This window comes from Dongia sp. agr-C8, from assembly GCF_054658695.1.
On sequence record NZ_BAAGHZ010000003.1, the window covers coordinates 951848 to 970949 of the forward strand.

Below are 19102 nucleotides of genomic sequence, written 5' to 3' on the forward strand. Positions count from 1 at the left end.
CGCTGATGGAGGGCTTCGAGCACATCCTCGTCGCGCTGATCCCGCTCGCCCAGGTGATCATGATCGACCTGGTGCTGGCCGGCGACAACGCCATCGTCGTCGGCATGGCCGCGGCCGGCCTGCCCAAGGAAATGCGCGCCAAGGTCATCGTCATCGGCATCGCGGCCGCGACCGTCCTCAGAATCGTCTTCGCCCTCGTCACCAACCAGCTGCTGGCAATCATCGGCCTCACCCTGGCCGGCGGCATCCTGCTGCTCTGGGTCTGCTGGAAGTTCTGGCGCGAGCTGGTGCATGAGCGCCGCCGGCGGCTGAAGGAAGCGGCGATGCGCCGCGAGCAGCTCACCCGCGACGAGCGGGTCGAACTGGCCGAGCAGCCCGAGGTCCTTCCGGGCGCCGCGCCGGCCAAGACCATGCGCCAGGCGATCACCCAGATCATCCTGGCCGACGTCTCGATGAGCCTGGACAACGTGCTGGCCGTGGCCGGCGCCGCCGGCCATCATACCTGGGTGCTGATCGTCGGCCTGCTGCTCTCGGTCGCCCTGATGGGCGCCGCCGCCACGATCATCGCCGGCCTCCTGAAGCGCTATCACTGGATCGCCTATGTCGGCCTCGCCATCATCCTCTGGGTCGCCGTGGACATGGTCTACCGCGGCACCACCGAGGTGATGCACCAGATGAACGACGACCCGCCCGTCACCACGCCGCTGCCGGCGCCGGCGCAGTAACGCGCCTCGTTTCGTACCCCCACCCCGACCCTCCGCCGATTCGGGGGAGGGAGAAGAAGCCGCGCGCTGCAGTCCCCTCCCCCGAATCGGGGGAGGGTTAGGGGGTGTGAGTCACCGCGTGGGGGTGCGTATCCCAGCGTCCCCTGATAAAACCAAGCGTGACGTGAAGCAGTCAGCGCACATGCCGTGACCACCGAGCCGCAACCTGCCCAAGATCTTCAGGGGGGCACCCGCTTCCGCCGCATCGCCCGCGGCGTGCCGTATCGCGTCCAGCTCTACAGCCGGCTGCTCTATCGCAAGCTGCTCGCCACCCGGGTTCGCGACAGCGAGGTGGCGCTGCTGATCCTCGCGGTGCTGATCGGCGCCGCGGTTTCGGTTGTCACCTGTCTGACCGGGGAAGCCCTGGTGCTGATCCGCGTGGCTCTGTTCGGCAGCCACGAGGCCGTGCACTTGAGCAGCGGCGAGGGCATCGATCCCATCCGGCTGATGGCGGTGCCGATCATCGGCAGCCTGATCTACGGCTTCGTCGCCTATGGCGAACGCCGGCTGCGCGGCCGCGACATCGTCGATCCGATCGAGGCCAACGCGCTCTATGGCGGCCGGATGTCGCTGCGCGATTCCGTCTCGCTGGCGCTGATGACCCTGTTCTCCGCCGGCATCGGCGCCTCGGTCGGCATGGAGGCGGCCTATACCCAGGCCGGTTCCGGCGTCGCTTCGCGCACCGGCCAGGCCTTGCGCTTCCGCCGCAAGGATCTGCGCGTGCTGGTCGGCTGCGGCGCGGCGGCCGCGATCGCCGCCGCCTTCAACGCGCCGCTGGCCGGTTCCTTCTACGCCTTCGAGCTGGTGATCGGCGCCTATTCGCTCAGCGCGCTGGCGCCGGTCGGCATGGCGGCGGTGACCGCCGCCGTGGTCGGCCGCACCTTCTTCAACCTCGAGCCGCTGATGATCATCCCGCAGCAGATGCCGCCGGGCAATGTCGACTTCCTCTATTTCGCCGCGATCGGCGTCGCCGCGGCCTTCGTCGGCGTGATCGCGATGCGCACCGTCACCGGCTTCGAATCCATCCTGCAGCAATGGCAGCTGCCGCGCGGCTTGCGCCCCTTCTGCGGCGGCGTGGTGCTGGGCGGGCTCGCCTTCGCCTTTCCGCCGGTGCTGGGCAGCGGCCATGGCGGCATCGAGGTCACCGTCACCCAGGCGACGCCCTTCGTGTTGCTGCTCGGCTTGCTGGCCGCGAAGCTGGTGGCTTCCGCGGTCTCGGTCGGCAGCGGGCTGCGCGGCGGCTTGTTCTCCTCCTCGCTCTACATCGGCGCGCTGCTGGGCGCGCTGATCGGCCAGCTGGCGGCGCTGATCGACCCGATCCTCTCGACCGAATCCATCACCTTCACCATGGTCGGGATGGGCGCGGTCGGCGCGGCGATCGTCGGCGCGCCGGTCACCATGATCCTGCTGGTGCTGGAGCTCACCGCCTCCTATTCGATCACCGTCGGCGTGATCGTCGCGGTGCTGCTGGCCTCCTTCGGCGTGCGCCAGTGGTTCGGCTATTCGTTCTCCACCTGGCGCTTCCACCAGCGCGGCCTGAAATTGAAAGGCGCGCATGACATCGGCTGGATCCAGGACCTGACCGCCGAGACGCTGATGCAGCGCGACATGGTCTTCGTCCGGTCGTCGGATTCGCTCGAAGCCACCAAGGCCCAGCACCCGGCCAGCGAGACCGGCCAGCTCTTCGTCCTCGACGACGACGGCGGCTACCGCGGCGTCATCGACGTCGCCACCCTCCACCTCGCCGCGTCACCCACCGGCGGCACCGCCTCCCGCGTCGCCGACCTGCTGCCGCTGAAACAGCCGGTGCTGGCCAGGAAGACGCCGATCCGCGCCATGCTGGCGCTGTTCGAGGAAAGCCAGCTCGAAGTCCTCGCCGTCGTGGATTCGACGGTGACCCGCTACGTGCTCGGCTACTGCACGGAAAGCTACGTGCTCCGCCGCTACAACCAGGAACTGGAACGCCGCCGCAGCGAGGAACTCGGGCACAGCGATCTCTACGGGCCGGCGGAAGAGCGCTAAAAAAATCCCCTCCCCCGACTTCGGGGGAGGGCCGGGGTGGGGGGAAGTGCCCCCTGAGAATCAGCCCTCCCCCTTCACAGCCCGCAAGATCCGCTCCATGACACCGGCGGTATTCTCAAGCACTTCATTGTTCCAGAACCGCAGCACGCGATAACCTTCCCGCTCAAGCCACGCCGTGCGCTCAGCATCGTCGTCCGCGCGCTCGGCATGCTGGCTGCAGTTGGGGGAGGGGACAGCGCCGAGCTAATGCCGCCGCCTTGTGACGGTTGACGCGCCCGGAGCGCTCATGAATACTCCACCCCAAGGGGTTAACCGCGATTACCCCGTGAGGCGGCAGCCTAAAGATCGCGTCCCGACTCCCTAGCTGATGGAGTGGACGCATGCCGTCGAATACCGACATCACCCCCGCACAGCTTATCCGTCTCATCGGCCTTCCGGACGCGCCCGCGATCATCGATGTGCGCGATGACGAGGACTACGCCGCCGATCCGCGCTTGCTGCCCTGCGCCCTGAAGCGCGACTGGGACCAGACCGCATCCTGGATCGACGCCTGGAATCCGCCGCCCGGCACCCGCGCCGTCGTGGTCTGCCATAAAGGCTTGAAGCTTTCCGAAGGCGTCGCCGCCCTGTTGCGCGCGCGCGGTGTCGCTGCCGAGGTGCTGGAAGGCGGCTTCCTCGCCTGGCGCGCGGCCGGCGGGCTGCTGTTCTCGCCGGCGAAGCTGCCGCCGCGTGACGTGCGCGGATCGACGCTCTGGGTCACCCGGGCGCGGCCGAAGATCGACCGCATCGCCTGTCCCTGGCTGATCCGCCGTTTCGTCGATGCCTCGGCGACCTTCCTCTATGTCGCGGCATCGGAAGTCCCCGCCGTCGCCGAACGCTTCAACGCCGCGCCGTTCGACATCGACAACGCGTTCTGGAGCCATCGCGGCGAGCGATGCACCTTCGACACCATGCTGGAGGAATTCGGCTTGCAGAGCGAGGCGCTGGATCGACTGGCGACCATCGTGCGCGGCGCCGACACCAACCGGCTCGACCTGGCGCCGCAAGCGGCCGGTCTGCTCGCGGCCTCGCTCGGCCTCTCGCGCAGTCATCGCGACGATCTTGCGCAGCTCGAAGCCAGCATGTCGCTCTACGACGCCTTCTACCGCTGGTGCCGCGACGCGGTCGGCGAGACGCACGATTGGCCGGGGCATGTGAAGAAGACGCGGGACGCAAAGTGACGGCGTCACGCGACGCGGCGCCGGAATTCAGCCAGGCAAATAAAATTCGAATTCATCCGCCGTCGGACAGACAGCGCGCGCCGATCGTGATACTATCGGCCGGTTGTTTGACATCGTGCAGCTTGCATCGAGATTCGCGTCCGGCCGCCCGGCGCCGTCGGGAAGAAGCTGCTCTTCGCGCGCGCCAAGCTGCTCCCGGAACGAGCCGGACCGCCTCACTGCATGTACCCAGCATGTACAGAATCAAGCATCACCTCCGCGCTGCCGAACGGAAGGCCGATTGTCGTCAGCGACTTGATGGTGTTTTGCACCTCGAAAGAGGGGGTGGCCGTCAATGCCCGACCGGGCAGCTACGGAAGCGGCGATGGGTCCGTCCATATGAGTAAGGCCAGGTCGACCATTCCCACCTTCCGCGAGGCCCTCAAGGTCTGGGCCAAGGTCGGCTTGCTGTCCTTCGGCGGCCCGGCCGGGCAGATTGCGCTGATGCACCGGATGCTGGTCGATGAGAAGCGCTGGATCGGCGAGCAGCGCTTCCTGCATGCGCTCTCCTATTGCATGCTGCTGCCGGGACCCGAGGCGCAGCAGCTCGCCGTCTATATCGGCTGGCTGCTGCATGGTGTCCGCGGCGGTCTGGTGGCCGGCATTCTCTTCGTGCTGCCGGGCGCCGTCGTGATGCTGGCGCTCTCCGCCGTCTACGCGCTCTATCACGACTTGCCCGCGCTCACCGCGCTCTTCCTCGGCGTCAAGGCGGTGGTGCTGGCGATCGTCATCGAGGCGATCCTCAGGATCGGCCGTCGCGCCTTGAAGAACCGGGTCGCGGTCGCCATCGCCGTGGCGGCCTTTATCGGCATCTATCTGCTGAAGATTCCCTTCCCGCTGATCGTGCTCGGCGCCGGCCTGCTCGGCTGGATCGGCCACCGCGTCTCTCCCGCGGCTTTCCCGGCGGCGGGCGGCCATGGCAACGGCGCCGACCCGGACAGCCACGGCCTCATCGACCGGCTGATCGAAGGCGGCGCGCTCACCCATACACGGCGCTCCATGCCGCGGGCGCTGCGCACCCTGGCGCTCTGGCTCGCCCTCTGGCTCGGGCCGATCCTGGCGCTTCGCCTGGTGACTGGGGGCGACAGCATCTGGACCAACCTCGGCCAGTTCTTCAGCGTCATGGCGGTGGTCACTTTCGGCGGCGCCTATGCGGTCCTCGCCTATGTGGCGCAGGCCGCGGTCGACGGCCTTCACTGGCTGCTGCCGCACGAGATGGTGGACGGCCTCGGTCTCGCCGAGACCACGCCGGGGCCGCTGATCCTGGTGCTGCAATTCGTCGGCTTCCTCGCCGCCTTCCGCGCCCATGGAACGCTGGATCCGCTGCTGGCCGGCATGTTTGGTGCCGCGATCATGCTGTGGGCGACCTTCGCGCCTTGCTTCCTCTGGATCTTCGTCGGCGCGCCCTATGTCGAAGCCCTGCGCCGCAACCAGGCAATCTCCGCCGCGCTGGCCGCCGTGACGGCGGCGGTGGTCGGCGTCATCGCCAACCTCGCCGTCTGGTTCGGCCTGCATGTGCTGTTCGGCGCGACCCAGGAAATCCCGCTCGCAGGGCTCAGTCTCGAAGTGCCGGTGCCCGGCAGCATCAACGGGATCACCGCCGCCATCGCGCTGGCCGCCGTGATCGCCATGCTGCGGTTCAAGGTCGGCGCGCTGCCGACCCTGGCCTTCGGCGCCCTGGCCGGTCTGGCGACGCTCTGGCTCTAGCCCTGCGCGCGCCTGCGCCGCCAGCCGACGAATCCCATGCCCGCCAGCGCCGAGGCGAACAGCGGAAGTGCCGCCGGGATCGGGGTCGTTGCGACGGCATCGATGCTGATGCCCGAAAGCACCGGCCCGTGGAACCCGTTGATGTTGCCGATGGTGTCGAAGACCAGCAACGCGCCGAGCTGGGTCGCCGCCGCGGTGAACTGCAGGCTCAAGAGCTGGGTGATGGGCTCTGAGAAATAGTTCTGGCTATGGGTGCCGAGCGAGACGGAATATTCCAGCTGGGTGCCGGGAGCGTGCCCGCCCTGAAGGAAATCGGTCCAGCTCACCGTGTATGTGGTCCCTGCGATCAGGTCGAAGGCGACGGTGCTCTGGATGATGGCCTGGCCTTGGTCGCCGATCAGGTCCAGGCAATTTCCGCCGGGATTGCCGGAGCAGCCGAACAGGTTGCCATTGAGCTGACCGAGGATGTCGATGTTCCCGGATGTGACGGTGAACTGCGACCCCGGGATGCCGGTGCCGCTGTTGTAGCCCTGACCCGGCGTCGCGCCGGAGAAGTCCTCGCTGAAGATCGTCGCGGCTTGCGCGCCGGCGACAGTGGCGATGAGCAGAATCCCTGCGAGCGCGGCGGTCTTGAGCACCATGCGAACCCCCTGGTTGCTCCGCCCGGGGCGCGCCGGATCCGGCGGCCACGGGGCGGGGAAGAGAGGGTCACACAGGGGTGCCGGCGGCGGCGATGCACCACTTCGGGGCAGGTCGGGACATTTCGGGGCAATGTCCCGGCGCCCGGCGCGATTGGCCTAGAACTGCGCAGCGAGCTGGCGGGCCATCTCCAGGTGATGCTGGATGGTCGGCAGGTGCTTCTGCGCGAAGGCCTTCAGGTCGGCGTCGCTGCCGTTGGTGATCTCGTTCTGGAAGGCGTTGACGACGGCGGTGTGGTCCTCGACCTGGCCCTGGATATAGACCCGGTCGAACTCGCTGCCATAGGTCTTCTCGAGCTGGTCGTATTTGGCCTTGTGGTTGAGGTCCATCTCGTCGGGCGGGGTCATCTGCTTCATCTGCGCCAGGCTGCTGAGCTCGTTGCCGGCGGCGGTGTGGTCGCTCACCATCTGCGCGGCGAAGGCGCGGACGTCCATGCGCGTCGCCCGGGCTTGCGCCAGCTCGCCGAACTTGATCTCGGCATGGCCGCCGGCGCCGACCGTGTTGATGAAGTTGGCGTCGGTGGTCGAGAGGGTCGGCGTCATCTGCGCCTGGGCGGCGGATTGCACGCCCGTCGCGGCTTTCTCGGAAGTCTCGCAGGCCGCGAGGCCGATCGCCGAAAGCAACAGCGCAGCGGTGAAGGCAAGGCGTCGGGACATCGTGAAAACTCCGTGCTGGGACATTGAACATCGCCAACCCGGGTATTCGAGAGCGGTTCCTACGGTGGCACGCACCCCCACCCCGGCCCTCCCCCGATTCGGGGGAGGGAGAAGAATGCGCTCGGTGCGGTCCCCTCCCCCGAATCGGGGGAGGGTTAGGGTCGGGGTGCGGAACGCCAGCCCGACAGGGTCACTAGGCCGCCTTGATCGAGGACAGGAAGGTCTCGACCTTGCCGCGCAGCGTCTCCGACTGCCGGGAGAGCTCGGTCGCCGCCGAGTTTACCTGTTCCGCGGCGGCGCCCGTGGCGGCGGCCGCCTCGGAGACGCCGCTGATGTTGGAGGACACTTCCTGCGTGCCGGCGGAAGCCTGCTGGACGTTGCGCGAGATCTCCTGGGTCGCGGCACCCTGTTCCTCGACCGCGGAAGCGATGGCGGTGGCGATGTCGTTGATCTCGCGGATGGTGGTGGCGATCGACTGGATGGCGGAAACCGCCTCGGTCGTCGCCTGCTGGATGCCGCCGATCTGCGAGCCGATCTCCTCGGTCGCCTTGGCGGTCTGGTTGGCGAGGCTCTTCACCTCGGAGGCCACCACCGCGAAGCCCTTGCCGGCCTCGCCGGCGCGCGCCGCCTCGATCGTGGCGTTCAGGGCCAGCAGGTTGGTCTGGCTGGCGATGTCGTTGATGAGACCCACGACCTCGCCGATCTTCTGCGCCGCCTCGGCCAGGCCCTTGACTTGAACATTGGTGCGGTCGGCGTCGGCTACCGCACGGCCGGCGACGGCCGCCGATTGCTGCACCTGGCGGCTGATCTCCTGGATCGAGGCCGTCAGCTCCTCGGTCGCGACCGAGACGGTCGTGACGTTGGTGGAAGCCTCTTCCGAAGCGTTGGCGACCGCGGTCGCCTGGCGCGCGGTCTCCTCGGCGGTCGCCGTCATCGAGGACGCGGTCGCCTGCATCTCGGTGGTGGCGGAGCTCACCGCCTTCAGCACGATCGAGACGTCCTGGTCGAACTTGTCGGTCAGGAGCTCGATCTGCCGCGCCCGCTCGGCGCGCTGGCGCTGCGCCTCCATCTCCTTGGCGGCCAGCTCCTCGGCCTTGATCATGCTGGCCTTGAAGACGCCGAAGGCGCCCGCCATCTCGGCGACCTCGTCGCTGCCGACCACCGGCACCTCCACCGACTTGTCGCCGGCGGTCAGGCGCGACATCGCGCCCGCCAGCTGCTTCACCGGCCGGCTGATGCCGCGGCCGATAACGAAGGCCAGCAGCAGCATGACCAGCGCGATGACGATGACCGCACCGAACATCGTGTACCGCGCCTGGACCTCGATCCGGTCCATCTCGGCGCCGGCGGCGGCCCGCCGGGTACTGGCGGATTGGCGCACCTGCTCCAGGATCGGTTCCGCCGCGGCATAGGTCTCGCTCATGCCGGAAAGCTTGTCGTTGATGGTGAGCTGCAGCTTGGCCATCTCCAGGAAGGCCGCCTCGTACTGCGCGGCGAGCTCGGCGAGCTTGGCCTGGGCCTCGGCCGGGATCGTCGAGGCCTTCAGCAACACGCCGAAATGCGCCCGCTCCTGGGTGAGCTTGTCGATATAGCTCGGGTCGACGCGCGCCACGAAGTCCTTCTCATGGCGCCGCATCATCAGCATCGAGATGGTGAGCTGCGGGTCGTCATAGCCCTTCAGCGCCTCTTCGATCTCATGCACCGCGCCGCGCAGCTTGCCGAGCAAGCCCTGGTCGGGCTTCAGGCCCATGCTGGTGAGATCGCCGGCGATCTCGCGGAAGCGCGCATCGTAGTCGCTGTAGAGGCCCTGCAGCTTCTGCAACGCCGCCGCCTCGTCCGGGCCGGCATGGGGCATGAGGTCGCCGATCTCCTGGCCGATCTTCTTGCCGACCTCGGCATGCTTGTCGGCGAAGCTGGTGTCCTTGCGGAGCAGGAAGTCCTTCTCCCGGCGCCGCGCGTTCAGGAAATCCTCGGCGATCGACTGCACCGTGATGTATTCCGAGATCGCCCCCTGCTCGACCGCATCGACCCGGCCGCGCATGCCGTCGGCGATGAAGAGCGTGATCAGGATGGCGACGAAGCCGATGAGGGCGATGCCGGCGATGAGCAGGATCTTGGTCCCGATCTTCACCCGGGCGAGCGTGGCGTTCAGCATGGAGTGATGTCCTGGTTGGAGGGGCCGCGTCCCGTGCGCGGTACAACCATAAAACGCCACGAATGGTTAATCTTGCGCTAAAGATTCCTAAGATCTGAGGCGGAAGCTGCTGAAATAATGTTAACTCTGAATAATTTCCGTTAATGCGGACCGGAAAGCGCCAGCGCGAGGTCGCAGTAATCTGCTCGCTCTGGTGTTAAATGGCCCATTCGGATCATGAAATCGATCACCACCAGGCCGACGTTGAATTTGAATCTCTCGGTCTCGTCGAGGATGCGCTCCACCTCATGCAGCGGCATGAGCTCGAAGCTGGCGATCTCGCCGTCATGGTTGTGCGGCACGAAATCCCGGGGCAGCTCCAGGTCATAGACGAACAGGGTGTCGTCGCGCAGATGGCCGTTCAATTCCATGCGATAGGCCAGTGCCCCCGCGGGCTCGGCGCGGCGCGCCAGCTCCTTCGGGACCGACGCCTCTTCCGCCGCTTCCTTCATCAGGTTGTCGAAGGGCGAGATATGGCTGGGCAGCCCGCCCGCCACCAGATGGTCGAGCTTGCCCGGCTCGATCGGCCGGTTCTCGGCGCGCTTGCCGACCCAGAGCAGGATCCGGTCGCCGTCGCGCACATAGCCGTTCAGGTGCACGCCATAGGCCTTCACGCCGAGGAACGGCACCAGCGCCCGCTCGACGTCGAACAAGGGCGCCGCGCCGAATCTCGGCGCGACCGGGAACAATTCGTTGCGCCAGCCGGTCACGATGCCGCGGGCGCTCAGCTCCTGCGCCACGGTGTTGATCGCCGCGGTGCGGGAATCGAACTGCGCCAGGTGCTCCTTCACCTGCAAGGCCTCGGTTGAGTTGACGAACACGCTGGGAAACTTGCCGAACTCGACCGCGAGGTCGTGCCGCACGTAACCGAGACGCTCGCCCGCCACCAAGAAGGGCTTGAACTTCTTCAGGCTGTAGCGGTGGCAGGCTTCAATGCGTTCCAGCAGGCTCATCTACTGCACCCAGGGGATCGGCCGGCGCAGCTCGGCGATCAGTTCGAGGAAGTCGGGATCGGTGGGCCCGACGAAGCCGTGCCGGATCAGGAAATCGATCAGCACGATGGCCACGTCATAGGAGAAGTCGTCCGCCGATTTCAGGCGGTCGATCAGCGCGCTGACCGGCACCAGCAGGAACTCTTCGACCTCGCCGTCGGTGTTCCGCGGCCGGAAGCTCTCCGGCAGCTCGAGATCGTAATTGAACTGCAGCCCGACCCGCATATGCCCATGGATCACCGCCAGCAGGGTGATGATGCCGACCGGCTTCGCCTTCTCGGCGATCTCGCGCGGCATGCCGGCTTCTTCCTGGCATTCCTTCATCAGGTTGTTCCAGGGCGAGATCCCCATCGGCTGCCCGCCGCCGACGATCAGGTCCATCATGCCGGGATCGATCGGCTTCGATTCCGCGCGCTTGGCGATCCAGACCTTCATCGCCCAGCCGCGCCCGACGAAGCCGTTCAGGTTGACGCCGTAGGACAGCGTCCCGAACAGCACGGTCGCCGCCCGCTCCATCTGCAGCAAGGGCGCCGTGTAGAATCCCTGCGCCACCGGGTAGGCCTCGTTGCGCCAGCCGGGGATCAGGCCCTCGGCGCGCAACGTCGCCAGCACCTCGGCCACCGCTTCCGACCGCGTGTTGAAGCTCCTGAGCCGCGGCTGCAGGGTGACCGCCTTGTCGTCCACGTGAAACACATGCGGGAAGCGGGCGAGGGCGACGGCGAAATCCGGCATCACCCAGCCGACATGCTGCTTCGCCACCATGAAGCGGCGGTACTGATCGAGATCGACGGCGGGATAGCGCCGGAATTGCCGCATCATCGAGGTCATTGCGGGACGAAGACCTCGACTGGCTCGCGCACGCCGCGCAAGACATGGGAACCCAGCGAGCGCAGCGGCTTGCCCAAGGTCCGCGCGAAGCTGTCGGAAAGCAGCAGCGGCTGCTGCACCACCTTGGTCAGGCCCTCCAGCCGGCTCGCATGGTTGACCGCCGGCCCGATCACCGTGAAATCGATCCGCCGTTTCGCACCGATATTGCCGAACTCGACCTCGCCGCAATGCAGCGCCATGCCGTACTTCAGCGGCGCAGTGCCCTCCGCCGCCAGGTCTTCATTCAGCTTCGCCGTGCCGGCGAGTGTCGCTTGCGCGGCCGCGAGCGCCCGCGCACAGCTGGCGCTCGGGTCGTCATCCAATGGAAACACCGCCAGCAGACCGTCGCCCATGAACTTCAGGATATCGCCGCCCTGGGCCTCGATCGCCTCGCCCATCACCCCGAACCAGCGGTCGAGCAGCGCCACCATGGCGCGGCGCTCCAGCCGGTCGGAAAGCAAGGTGAAGCCGCGGAGATCGGCAATCAGGATCGCCGCCTGGATGGTGCGCACGTCGCCGCGCTCGATCTGGCCGCTATAGGCGCGTTGCGCGGCGGTCGGCCCGAGATAGGCGCTCAGCGCATCGAGCGCGACCCGGCGGAGCGCAATGCGCTCGCAGAGCGGCGACAGCAGGATGCTGGCATAGTGCAGCGCCTCGAATCCCGCTTCGCCGAACCCACCCTCGGCCTTGGTCGCGAAGGAGATGCTGGCGGAACGGTAGGTGTCCTGGAAGGCGAGCGGCAGCATCGTGTATTCGGTCGCACCCTCGCCGGCCATGAGCTCGATGATCTCCATGCCCTGGCTGTCCTCGCCCTGGCGCCAGCGGAACGGCTGGTTGGTGTCGTCGACATATTTCGCCGGGCTGTTCAGATAATCGCTGGAGGCGAGCAGGCCGGGCCGCGCCCGACTGAAGCCGCGGTCGCGCAGGTCACCATCGACCCAGAGCAGCGAGAAGCCGATATCTTCCGGATGCAGGGTCTCGAGGCCGATATTGGAGCGCCAGACCGGCAGGCCCTGTTTCACCAGCTTCTTGCAGAAGCCGTTGAAGAGCACATCGAGGGGAGGTTTCTCGCTGATCTGGGCGATCAGCCAGGTCTGGAGGTCGGGCGGGGTCATGGGGCGAACCTAACGCCCCAACCGCGCCGCGACAATGCCTTGGCGCCGCCGCAATCCGACCATTCCCGCGCCCCCGAGCGGAGCGAGCCTTTCCTGCGAGTGGGGAACACACCCGGAGGAGGGGAAGCACAATGAAAACGTCGCAATGGGCCGGCCTGATCATGATCGCCGGCGCCGGCATGCTGATCGGCTGCACCAAGGAAGCGAATCAGGCCGCCAATACGAACGATGCCGCGGTCGAGACGGCTTCGACACAAGGCGCAGGTTCCGTGGCGCAATCGGGCTCGGTCGCCGGTGGGTCGGTCTCCAGCGCACCGGCGCCGATCCAAAGCAAGCTCGTTCCGGGCAAGGCGGAGAATTTCCAGAGTGACGCCTATGCGCCGGTGCCGCCGGAGAACACCGAGAACTACCTGCCGATCGACGAGAATCCGGTGAAGCAGGTGGCTGAGGCGCCGGTGTCGACCTTCTCGGTCGATGTGGATTCCGGCTCCTATGCCAACGTGCGGCGCTTCATCCTGAACGGCCAGCAGCCGCCGGCAGACGCGGTGCGGGTCGAGGAGATGATCAACTACTTTGCCTATGACTATCCGGCGGCGGACGATCTCGCGACCCCGTTCCGCACCACCACCCATGTCGTGAAGACGCCGTGGAACCCCGACACCTATCTGCTGGAGATCGGCATCAAGGGCTACGTGCCGAAGGGCGAGCGCCCGGCCGCCAATCTCGTGTTTCTCATCGATGTCTCCGGATCGATGGAACACGCCGACAAGCTGCCGCTGCTGAAATCCGGCATGCGCATGCTGACCGACCAGCTCCGATCCGACGACAAGGTCTCGATCGTGGTCTATGCCGGTGCCGCCGGCGTCGTCCTCGAGCCGACTTCGGACAAGGCGAAGATCAAGGCGGCGCTCGACCAGCTGCAGGCCGGCGGCAGCACGGCGGGCGGCGAGGGCATCCAGCTCGCCTATGCCATGGCCAAGCAGGGCCATGTCGACGGCGGCATCAACCGGATCATCCTGGCGACCGACGGCGACTTCAATGTCGGCGTCACCAATATCGATGACTTGAAGAAGATGATCGAGGAGAACCGCAAGTCCGGCATCGCCTTGACCACGCTCGGCTTCGGCGAGGGCAATTACAACGACGCGCTGATGGAGCAGATCGCCGATGTCGGCAACGGCAACTACGGCTATGTGGACTCCCTCAAGGAGGCAAAACGCCTGCTGGTCGATCAGCTCGCCGCCACGATCCAGACCATCGCCAAGGACGTGAAAGTCCAGGTCGAGTTCAACCCGGCCGTGGTCGCCGAATACCGCCTGATCGGCTACGAGAACCGCGCCCTGAAGCGCGAGGACTTCAACAACGACCAGAAGGATGCCGGCGAGATCGGCGCCGGCCACACCGTGACCGCGCTCTACGAGATCGCGCTCAAGGGATCGAAGGGCCTGACCGTCGATCCCCTGCGCTACGGCAGCGAGCCGGTCGCCACGACCGAGCCCGCGGTGAAGCCGGAGGAGTTCGCCTTCCTGCGCCTCCGTTACAAAGCCCCGGATGGCGAGGTCTCCAGGCTGATCGAGACGCCGCTCGCGACCGCACGCCTCGATAAACCCGAATCGACCAATGCCGAGCTCGATTTTGCTGCGGCGGTCGCCGCCTTCGGGCAGAAATTGCGGGGCGGCGACTACCTGAAGAACTATTCCTACGACCAGATCGCGGAACTGGCCAGGGCCGCGCGGGGTTCAGATGAAGACGGCATGCGGGCCGAGTTCATCGAGCTCGTGGAAATGTCCAAGGCGCTGGGCAGTTCCGGCAGCCTGCAGTAGCCCACCCAGTCCAACTGGGACTCGTGATTTGCCTCCCTGTCACTTGCAGTCCCGGAACCGGGGAGACGCGGCGCACCGCGTCTCCCCGGTGACTTTCAAAGAATGGGCAAGACTGGCTGGTGGCGCTCCTCGGACAGGTCGGCGCGCTTCTCGGTCTGGCCGCCCGTCATCGGCATCTTTCTGGGCGCGTTGCAGATCTATGGCTTCTGGCGAGCCGAGTTCGGCCTCATGTCGCTGGCTATCATGATGCTCTGCCTCCTCGGACTGCTGCTTCTGCTGGTCCATGTGGTCGCGGCGTCACTCGTGGCCCTGATTGTCGGACGGTGGCGCAGGTCGGCCTCCAACCTGATCGGAGTCGCGGCGGCGATCCTCGTTATCAGCGGTGGCATGTTTGTGCCGATCGAGCTGCGGTTCTGGCTAGCAGCCCGCTCACACTATGAGGCCGAGCGAGCGCTTGCCGGCAGCCCCGATCAGAAGAGATGGCTCCTTGATGCGCAATTCCTCGGCCCGGATCAAATCGACCTTGTCTATGATGCGTCGGACAGCGCGGAGCCCCCATATGGAGGGCGCTCCGGCCGCGTGGACAGATATGACTGCGCCCTCTACATCGACCGATTAGACGGCCACTTCTACCGGCATTCGTTGATCTGCTGAGCGGCTAGAAGCTTCCGCCGCGTCCCTTGCCAGCCGCTCCGCCACTCCCGGCATCCCTGAAGACGGCACCGCGCCGAGTTCATCGACCTCGCGCTCGGCAGTTTGGGAAGCGCGGAGTAGAACTGGGGGCTCGTGATTGGCCTCCTTGTCAGCACAGTTCGCTGACTTTCTCAGTCTCCGTCATCCCGGCGGGAGGCGCCGGGATCCACGCCTTGGGTGTTGCCCGATAGGAAGGCGTGGATGTCGGGACACCGCCGACGTAGGTCGGCTTTGCCTCCGGGTCTAGCCATGACGACCGAGGATGGCGGCGGCGCCGAGTTCGACGTCAAAGTCAGCATCACTCGGGAAATTCTCCCACCGCGCGATGCATGTCCATTCGGTCGTGGAGGATTCTGACGACCTCGCACTCGTCATCGTCGAAACGAAAGAATACGACATGCCTTGCGACCAGGAAGGTATGATATCCCCGCCGGAGTTCCGGCCGTTCCCTGCCCAAAGCCGGTTTCCGGCGGAGGCGGCGGAGCGCGGCATGCAATGCCGCCAGACATCGGCGCTTCTGGGCCGCGCCCCAGCGCTGTTGCGTATAGTCAGCAATCGCTCGCAAGTCGGCAAGCGCCGCATCTGCGAGGACAAGCCGCCTCATAGCCGCGCAAAAAGCTCCCGCAACTCCTCGTCATCCGCAATGACGGTCTTTCGACCGGCGGCTAGGTCCGCCTCGCCCTTGGCAAGCTCTTTGCGCAGCCGCTTCAGCTTGAGTTCCTGAACGCTGTCGAGCTCATGCATGAGCCGCAGTGCCTCGCGGATGACTTCGCTGGCGTTGTTGTAAAGGCCGGAGTCAACCTTGTCGCGCACGAGCTCTTCGAGTTTCGGTGTTAATGACACGTGCATCGGGCACCTCTAGTTCCGAGGCAAATGTAAGGTGCGATCCATACTTTGTCAAAGTATGGTCAGAACCCCTCCGCCGCGTCCCGGGCCAGCCGTTCCGCTACTTCCGGCATCCATTTCGCCTCGACATTGGCGAAGGCGACGCGGAGGTAATCGTCCTGGTCGGGGCCGAACATCGAGCCCGGCAGGATCAGCAGGTTTTGCTGCTGGGCGAGGCGCTTCGCCACCTCCATCGCCGAGCGGCCGCGATGCGGGTGTTTGAGATAGGCGAAGAAGCCGCCGGCCGAAATCAGCTCATAGCCGAGGTCGTTGCGGGAGAAAGCCGACTGCACGGCGAGCAGACGGTCGCCGATCATCTCGGTGATTCCGGCGCGCCAGCTGTCGAGGTGCTCAAGTCCGTAGGCAGCGGCAAGTTGCCCGATCCGCGGCGCGCAGATCGCCACGCAATCCATCGCCTTGGCAATCTCGGCGATGAGCTTCGGATCGGCGACGATCGCGCCGACGCGGTAGCCTGGCAGCGAGAAGGATTTCGAGAAGCTGTAGAGATGGATCAGCGTGTCCGACCAGTCCGGATCGCGGAAGAGATCATGCGGCGCCGGTGCGCTCGGCATGAAGTCGCGATAGGTCTCGTCCAGGATGAAGGCGATCTTCTTCCGGCGGCAGAGCTCGAAGGCGGCGCGGATCTCCTCCGGCGGATAGATGGCACCTGTCGGGTTGTTGGGCGAGATCAGCACCAGCGCCTTGGTCCTCGGCCCGATCAGCTGCTCCGCCGCGGCGAGGTCGGGCGCTGCCGGGTTGTTCTTCGCATGCGGCAACAGCACGGTCTCGATGCCGCCCATGTCCAGCCACATGCGGTAATTGAAGTAGTAAGGAGAAGTCTGGATGATCGTTTCGCCCGGCTTGGCCAGCGCATTGGCGGTGAGGCAGAAGGCCTGGTTGCAGCCCGCGGTGATCAGGACGTGCTCCGGCTTCACCCCGCCGCCATAGCGCCGGTTGATGTCCCTGGCCAAGCCCGCCCGCAGCGGCGGAATGCCCTCGATATCGGCGTAGCGCGAGCTTTGCGGCGCGCCGATGATCTCGCGCAGATGATCGGTCAGCGCCGGCGCCGGCGGATAGCCGGGCGCCGCCTGCGAGAGATCCACCAGCGGCTTGTCGCCGGGAAAAGTCCGGCCGGAGATCCAGGAAATCGCCTCCGCGATCGGCGGCGCGCCGACGGAGGTCAGCAGCGGGTTGATGGCAAAATTCATGGCGCGACTTGGTATGCGGCGTGTCGTACCCCCACCCCGGCCCTCCCCCGATTCGGGGGAGGGGGAAGAAGGCGCTGGGTGTAGTCTCCTCCCCCGACCCCGCGGACGAATGTCCGCATTCTCGGACGGGGGAGGGTTAGGGTGGGGGTCCGAATCACGACTGCAATTCCTTCAGGTCGACGTAGAGGTCCAGCGCTTCCGGATTGGCCAGCGCCTCCTTGTTCTTCACCGCCTTGCCATGGACCGTGTCGCGGACCGCGAGCTCGGTGATCTTGCCGGATTTGGTGCGCGGGATATCGGTGACGGCGACGATCTTCGCCGGCACATGGCGCGGCGTGGTGTTGGCGCGGATCTGCGCCTTGATCTTGTCCTTTAAGGCCTCGTCGAGCTTCACGCCGTCGCGCAGCCGCACGAACAGCACCACGCGCACGTCATGCTGCCAGTCCTGGCCGATCACGATGCTTTCCAGGATCTCCGGCAGCTGCTCGACCTGGCGGTAGATCTCCGCCGTGCCGATTCGGACACCGCCGGGATTGAGCACGGCGTCCGAACGGCCATAGACGATGATGCCGCCATGGGCGGTGAGTTCGACATAGTCGCCGTGGTGCCAGATGTTCGGATACCGCTCGAAATAGGCGGCCTTGTAGCGCTTGTTGCCTTCGTCGTTCCAGAAGCCGACCGGCATCGAGGGGAAGGGCTTGGCGCAGACCAGTTCGCCCTTTTCGCCGACCACCGGCTTGCCCTCGTCGTTCCAGACTTCGACCTTCAGCCCCAGGCCGCGCATCTGGATCTCACCGCGCCAGACCGGCCCGGTCGGGTTGCCGAGCATGAAGCAGGAGACGATGTCGGTGCCGCCCGAGATCGACGACAGGCAGACGTCGCTCTTCACCTTCTCGTAGATGTAGTCGAAGCTCTCTGGCGCCAGCGGCGAACCCGTGGAGGTGATCATCCGCACGGTCGAGAGGTCATGAGTCTTGATGGGCTCGAGGTTCGCCTTGGCGCAGGCATCGATCCATTTCGCGGAGGTGCCGAACATGGTGCACTTCTCCGCCTGGGCATAGTCGAACAGGATGTTGCCGGCGGGCGAGCCGTCGAACAGCAGCAAGGTGGCGCCGGAGGCGAGGCCGGAGATCAGCCAGTTCCACATCATCCAGCCGCAGGTGGTGAAGTAGAACATCCGGTCGCCCGGCTTGATGTCGCAATGCAGCCGATGTTCCTTGAGATGCTGGAGCAGCGTCCCGCCCTGGCCATGCACGATGCATTTCGGCACGCCGGTCGTGCCCGAGGAATACATGATGAAGAGCGGATGGTTGAAGGCCACGCGCTCGAAGCTGATCTCGCCACCGGTCTGTTCGTTGAGCGCCTCGCGGAACAGCTTCGCCCGCGGCATCTGCGAAATGTCCGGGTGGTTGTTGAGATAGGGGATGACCAGCACCTGCTGCACGCTCGGCAGCTTGGCCAGCACCTCCTGCACGCGGCTGAGCGAGTTCTGCGGCTTGCCGTTGTACCAGTAGCCGTCGGCGGTCAGCAGCACCTTGGGCTCGATCTGGCCGAAGCGGTCGAGCACGCCCTGCACGCCGAAATCCGGCGAGCAGGAGGACCAGATGCAGCCGATCGCCGCTGCGGCCAGCGCGCCGATGATGCTCTCCGGCATGTTGGGCACGAAACCCGCCACCCGATCGCCGGGCTCCAGCCCCAGCCAGCGAAAATACTGTGCCAGCCGCGCCACGTCGTCCCAGAGCTCGGCATGAGCCAGCCGCCGCTTCACCTTGTCCTCGCCCCAGAAGACAATGGCATCGCGCGGGTTGCCCCTGGAGAAGCGCAGCAGATTCTCGGCGTAGTTGATCTTGGCGTTGGGGAAGAACTGTGCGCCCGGCATCTTGTCGCCGTTGGTGAGCGCGGGCCGCCCCATCTCGCCGACCACGTCGCAATAGCGCCAGACCGAGGTCCAGAACCGGTCGATCTGCTCGGTGGACCAGGCCCAGAGCGCGTCGGTGTCCTTGAGGCCGATCTGCCAGTCCCGTGCCACCTGGGTGCGGAACTTGGTCATGTTGGCGGCGGCCACCGCCGCTTCGCTCGGACGCCACAATGGTTCAGTCCCCGATGGGGAACCCTGGTCCCCGATCTGGGCCGGTTCAGACATGCTTAGCTCCCTTGCGCGAACGGAAATGGTCAGGCGCGCTGAATGGGCCTAATCTGCCCAGCCACCACAAGAATT

The 19102-nt window shown here is 66.2% G+C and carries 16 protein-coding genes and 1 pseudogene; 6 read left to right on the forward strand and 11 right to left on the reverse strand.

What is annotated here, in order from left to right:
* The first annotated feature begins 5 nt into the window (after positions 1-5).
* Both ACYQ4T_RS18765 and ACYQ4T_RS18770 read left to right on the forward strand, forming a co-directional pair.
* Positions 6-725, forward strand: coding sequence for a TerC family protein (locus tag ACYQ4T_RS18765; RefSeq protein ID WP_459857362.1), 720 nt, complete (start codon positions 6-8; stop codon positions 723-725).
* A 186-nt stretch (positions 726-911) separates the two neighbouring features.
* Entirely contained in the window at positions 912-2786 is a 1875-nt protein-coding gene (locus tag ACYQ4T_RS18770; protein WP_459857364.1) for a chloride channel protein, read from the forward strand.
* A gap of 60 nt (positions 2787-2846) precedes the next feature.
* Here the strand turns inward: ACYQ4T_RS18770 and ACYQ4T_RS18775 are convergent.
* Positions 2847-2990, reverse strand: a pseudogene (locus ACYQ4T_RS18775) (endonuclease domain-containing protein); the annotation flags it as partial.
* A gap of 176 nt (positions 2991-3166) precedes the next feature.
* Between ACYQ4T_RS18775 and ACYQ4T_RS18780 the strand changes: the two are divergent.
* On the forward strand, positions 3167-4006 hold the full coding sequence (locus ACYQ4T_RS18780) for a chromate resistance protein ChrB domain-containing protein (RefSeq protein ID WP_459857367.1): 840 nt from the start codon (positions 3167-3169) through the stop codon (positions 4004-4006).
* Between the two features lie 378 nt (positions 4007-4384).
* The gene (gene chrA / locus ACYQ4T_RS18785; protein WP_459857369.1) at positions 4385-5752 is read left to right on the forward strand and encodes a chromate efflux transporter; all 1368 of its coding nucleotides are present in this window, start codon (positions 4385-4387) and stop codon (positions 5750-5752) included.
* Here the strand turns inward: chrA and ACYQ4T_RS18790 are convergent.
* The 6 genes from ACYQ4T_RS18790 to ACYQ4T_RS18815 form a co-directional block, all read right to left on the reverse strand.
* A complete protein-coding gene (locus ACYQ4T_RS18790) occupies positions 5749-6393 on the reverse strand; it encodes a hypothetical protein (RefSeq protein WP_459857373.1) in 645 nt (214 codons plus the stop codon). The two genes, chrA and ACYQ4T_RS18790, sit on opposite strands and share 4 nt — an antisense overlap.
* Positions 6394-6549: 156 nt before the next feature.
* Positions 6550-7107 carry a DUF4142 domain-containing protein gene (locus ACYQ4T_RS18795; protein WP_459857376.1) on the reverse strand — a complete coding sequence of 186 codons (558 nt, stop codon included), beginning with the start codon at positions 7105-7107 and terminating at the stop codon, positions 6550-6552.
* A gap of 193 nt (positions 7108-7300) precedes the next feature.
* The gene (locus tag ACYQ4T_RS18800) at positions 7301-9262 is read right to left on the reverse strand and encodes a methyl-accepting chemotaxis protein (RefSeq protein WP_459857379.1); all 1962 of its coding nucleotides are present in this window, start codon (positions 9260-9262) and stop codon (positions 7301-7303) included.
* 140 nt (positions 9263-9402) lie between these two features.
* Complete coding sequence (locus ACYQ4T_RS18805) at positions 9403-10254, reverse strand: DUF4743 domain-containing protein (protein ID WP_459857381.1); 852 nt, start codon at positions 10252-10254, stop codon at positions 9403-9405.
* Positions 10255-11112 (reverse strand): DUF4743 domain-containing protein, encoded by an 858-nt coding sequence (locus tag ACYQ4T_RS18810; RefSeq protein WP_459857384.1) that lies wholly within the window; start codon positions 11110-11112, stop codon positions 10255-10257.
* 5 nt (positions 11113-11117) lie between these two features.
* Complete coding sequence (locus tag ACYQ4T_RS18815) at positions 11118-12275, reverse strand: adenylate/guanylate cyclase domain-containing protein (RefSeq protein ID WP_459857386.1); 1158 nt, start codon at positions 12273-12275, stop codon at positions 11118-11120.
* Positions 12276-12406: 131 nt separating this feature from the next.
* Here ACYQ4T_RS18815 and ACYQ4T_RS18820 point away from each other — a divergent pair, with 131 nt between their 5' ends.
* Together ACYQ4T_RS18820 and ACYQ4T_RS18825 are read left to right on the forward strand one after the other, a co-directional pair.
* Positions 12407-14098: a vWA domain-containing protein gene (locus tag ACYQ4T_RS18820; RefSeq protein ID WP_459857388.1), complete on the forward strand. Its 1692-nt coding sequence runs from the start codon at positions 12407-12409 to the stop codon at positions 14096-14098.
* A gap of 102 nt (positions 14099-14200) precedes the next feature.
* On the forward strand, positions 14201-14752 hold the full coding sequence (locus ACYQ4T_RS18825; protein ID WP_459857390.1) for a hypothetical protein: 552 nt from the start codon (positions 14201-14203) through the stop codon (positions 14750-14752).
* Positions 14753-15089: 337 nt separating this feature from the next.
* Here the strand turns inward: ACYQ4T_RS18825 and ACYQ4T_RS18830 are convergent, their stop codons facing one another.
* The 4 genes from ACYQ4T_RS18830 to ACYQ4T_RS18845 all read right to left on the reverse strand — a co-directional run bounded on the left by ACYQ4T_RS18830 (position 15090) and on the right by ACYQ4T_RS18845 (position 19027).
* On the reverse strand, positions 15090-15395 hold the full coding sequence (locus tag ACYQ4T_RS18830; RefSeq protein ID WP_459857394.1) for a type II toxin-antitoxin system RelE/ParE family toxin: 306 nt from the start codon (positions 15393-15395) through the stop codon (positions 15090-15092).
* Positions 15392-15640 carry a type II toxin-antitoxin system ParD family antitoxin gene (locus tag ACYQ4T_RS18835; RefSeq protein ID WP_459857396.1) on the reverse strand — a complete coding sequence of 83 codons (249 nt, stop codon included), beginning with the start codon at positions 15638-15640 and terminating at the stop codon, positions 15392-15394. The genes ACYQ4T_RS18830 and ACYQ4T_RS18835 overlap by 4 nt, the downstream gene beginning before the upstream one ends.
* A gap of 59 nt (positions 15641-15699) precedes the next feature.
* Entirely contained in the window at positions 15700-16884 is a 1185-nt protein-coding gene (locus tag ACYQ4T_RS18840; protein ID WP_459857399.1) for an aminotransferase, read from the reverse strand.
* 154 nt (positions 16885-17038) lie between these two features.
* The gene (locus ACYQ4T_RS18845) at positions 17039-19027 is read right to left on the reverse strand and encodes an acetoacetate--CoA ligase (protein ID WP_459857401.1); all 1989 of its coding nucleotides are present in this window, start codon (positions 19025-19027) and stop codon (positions 17039-17041) included.
* Positions 19028-19102: the final 75 nt, after the last annotated feature.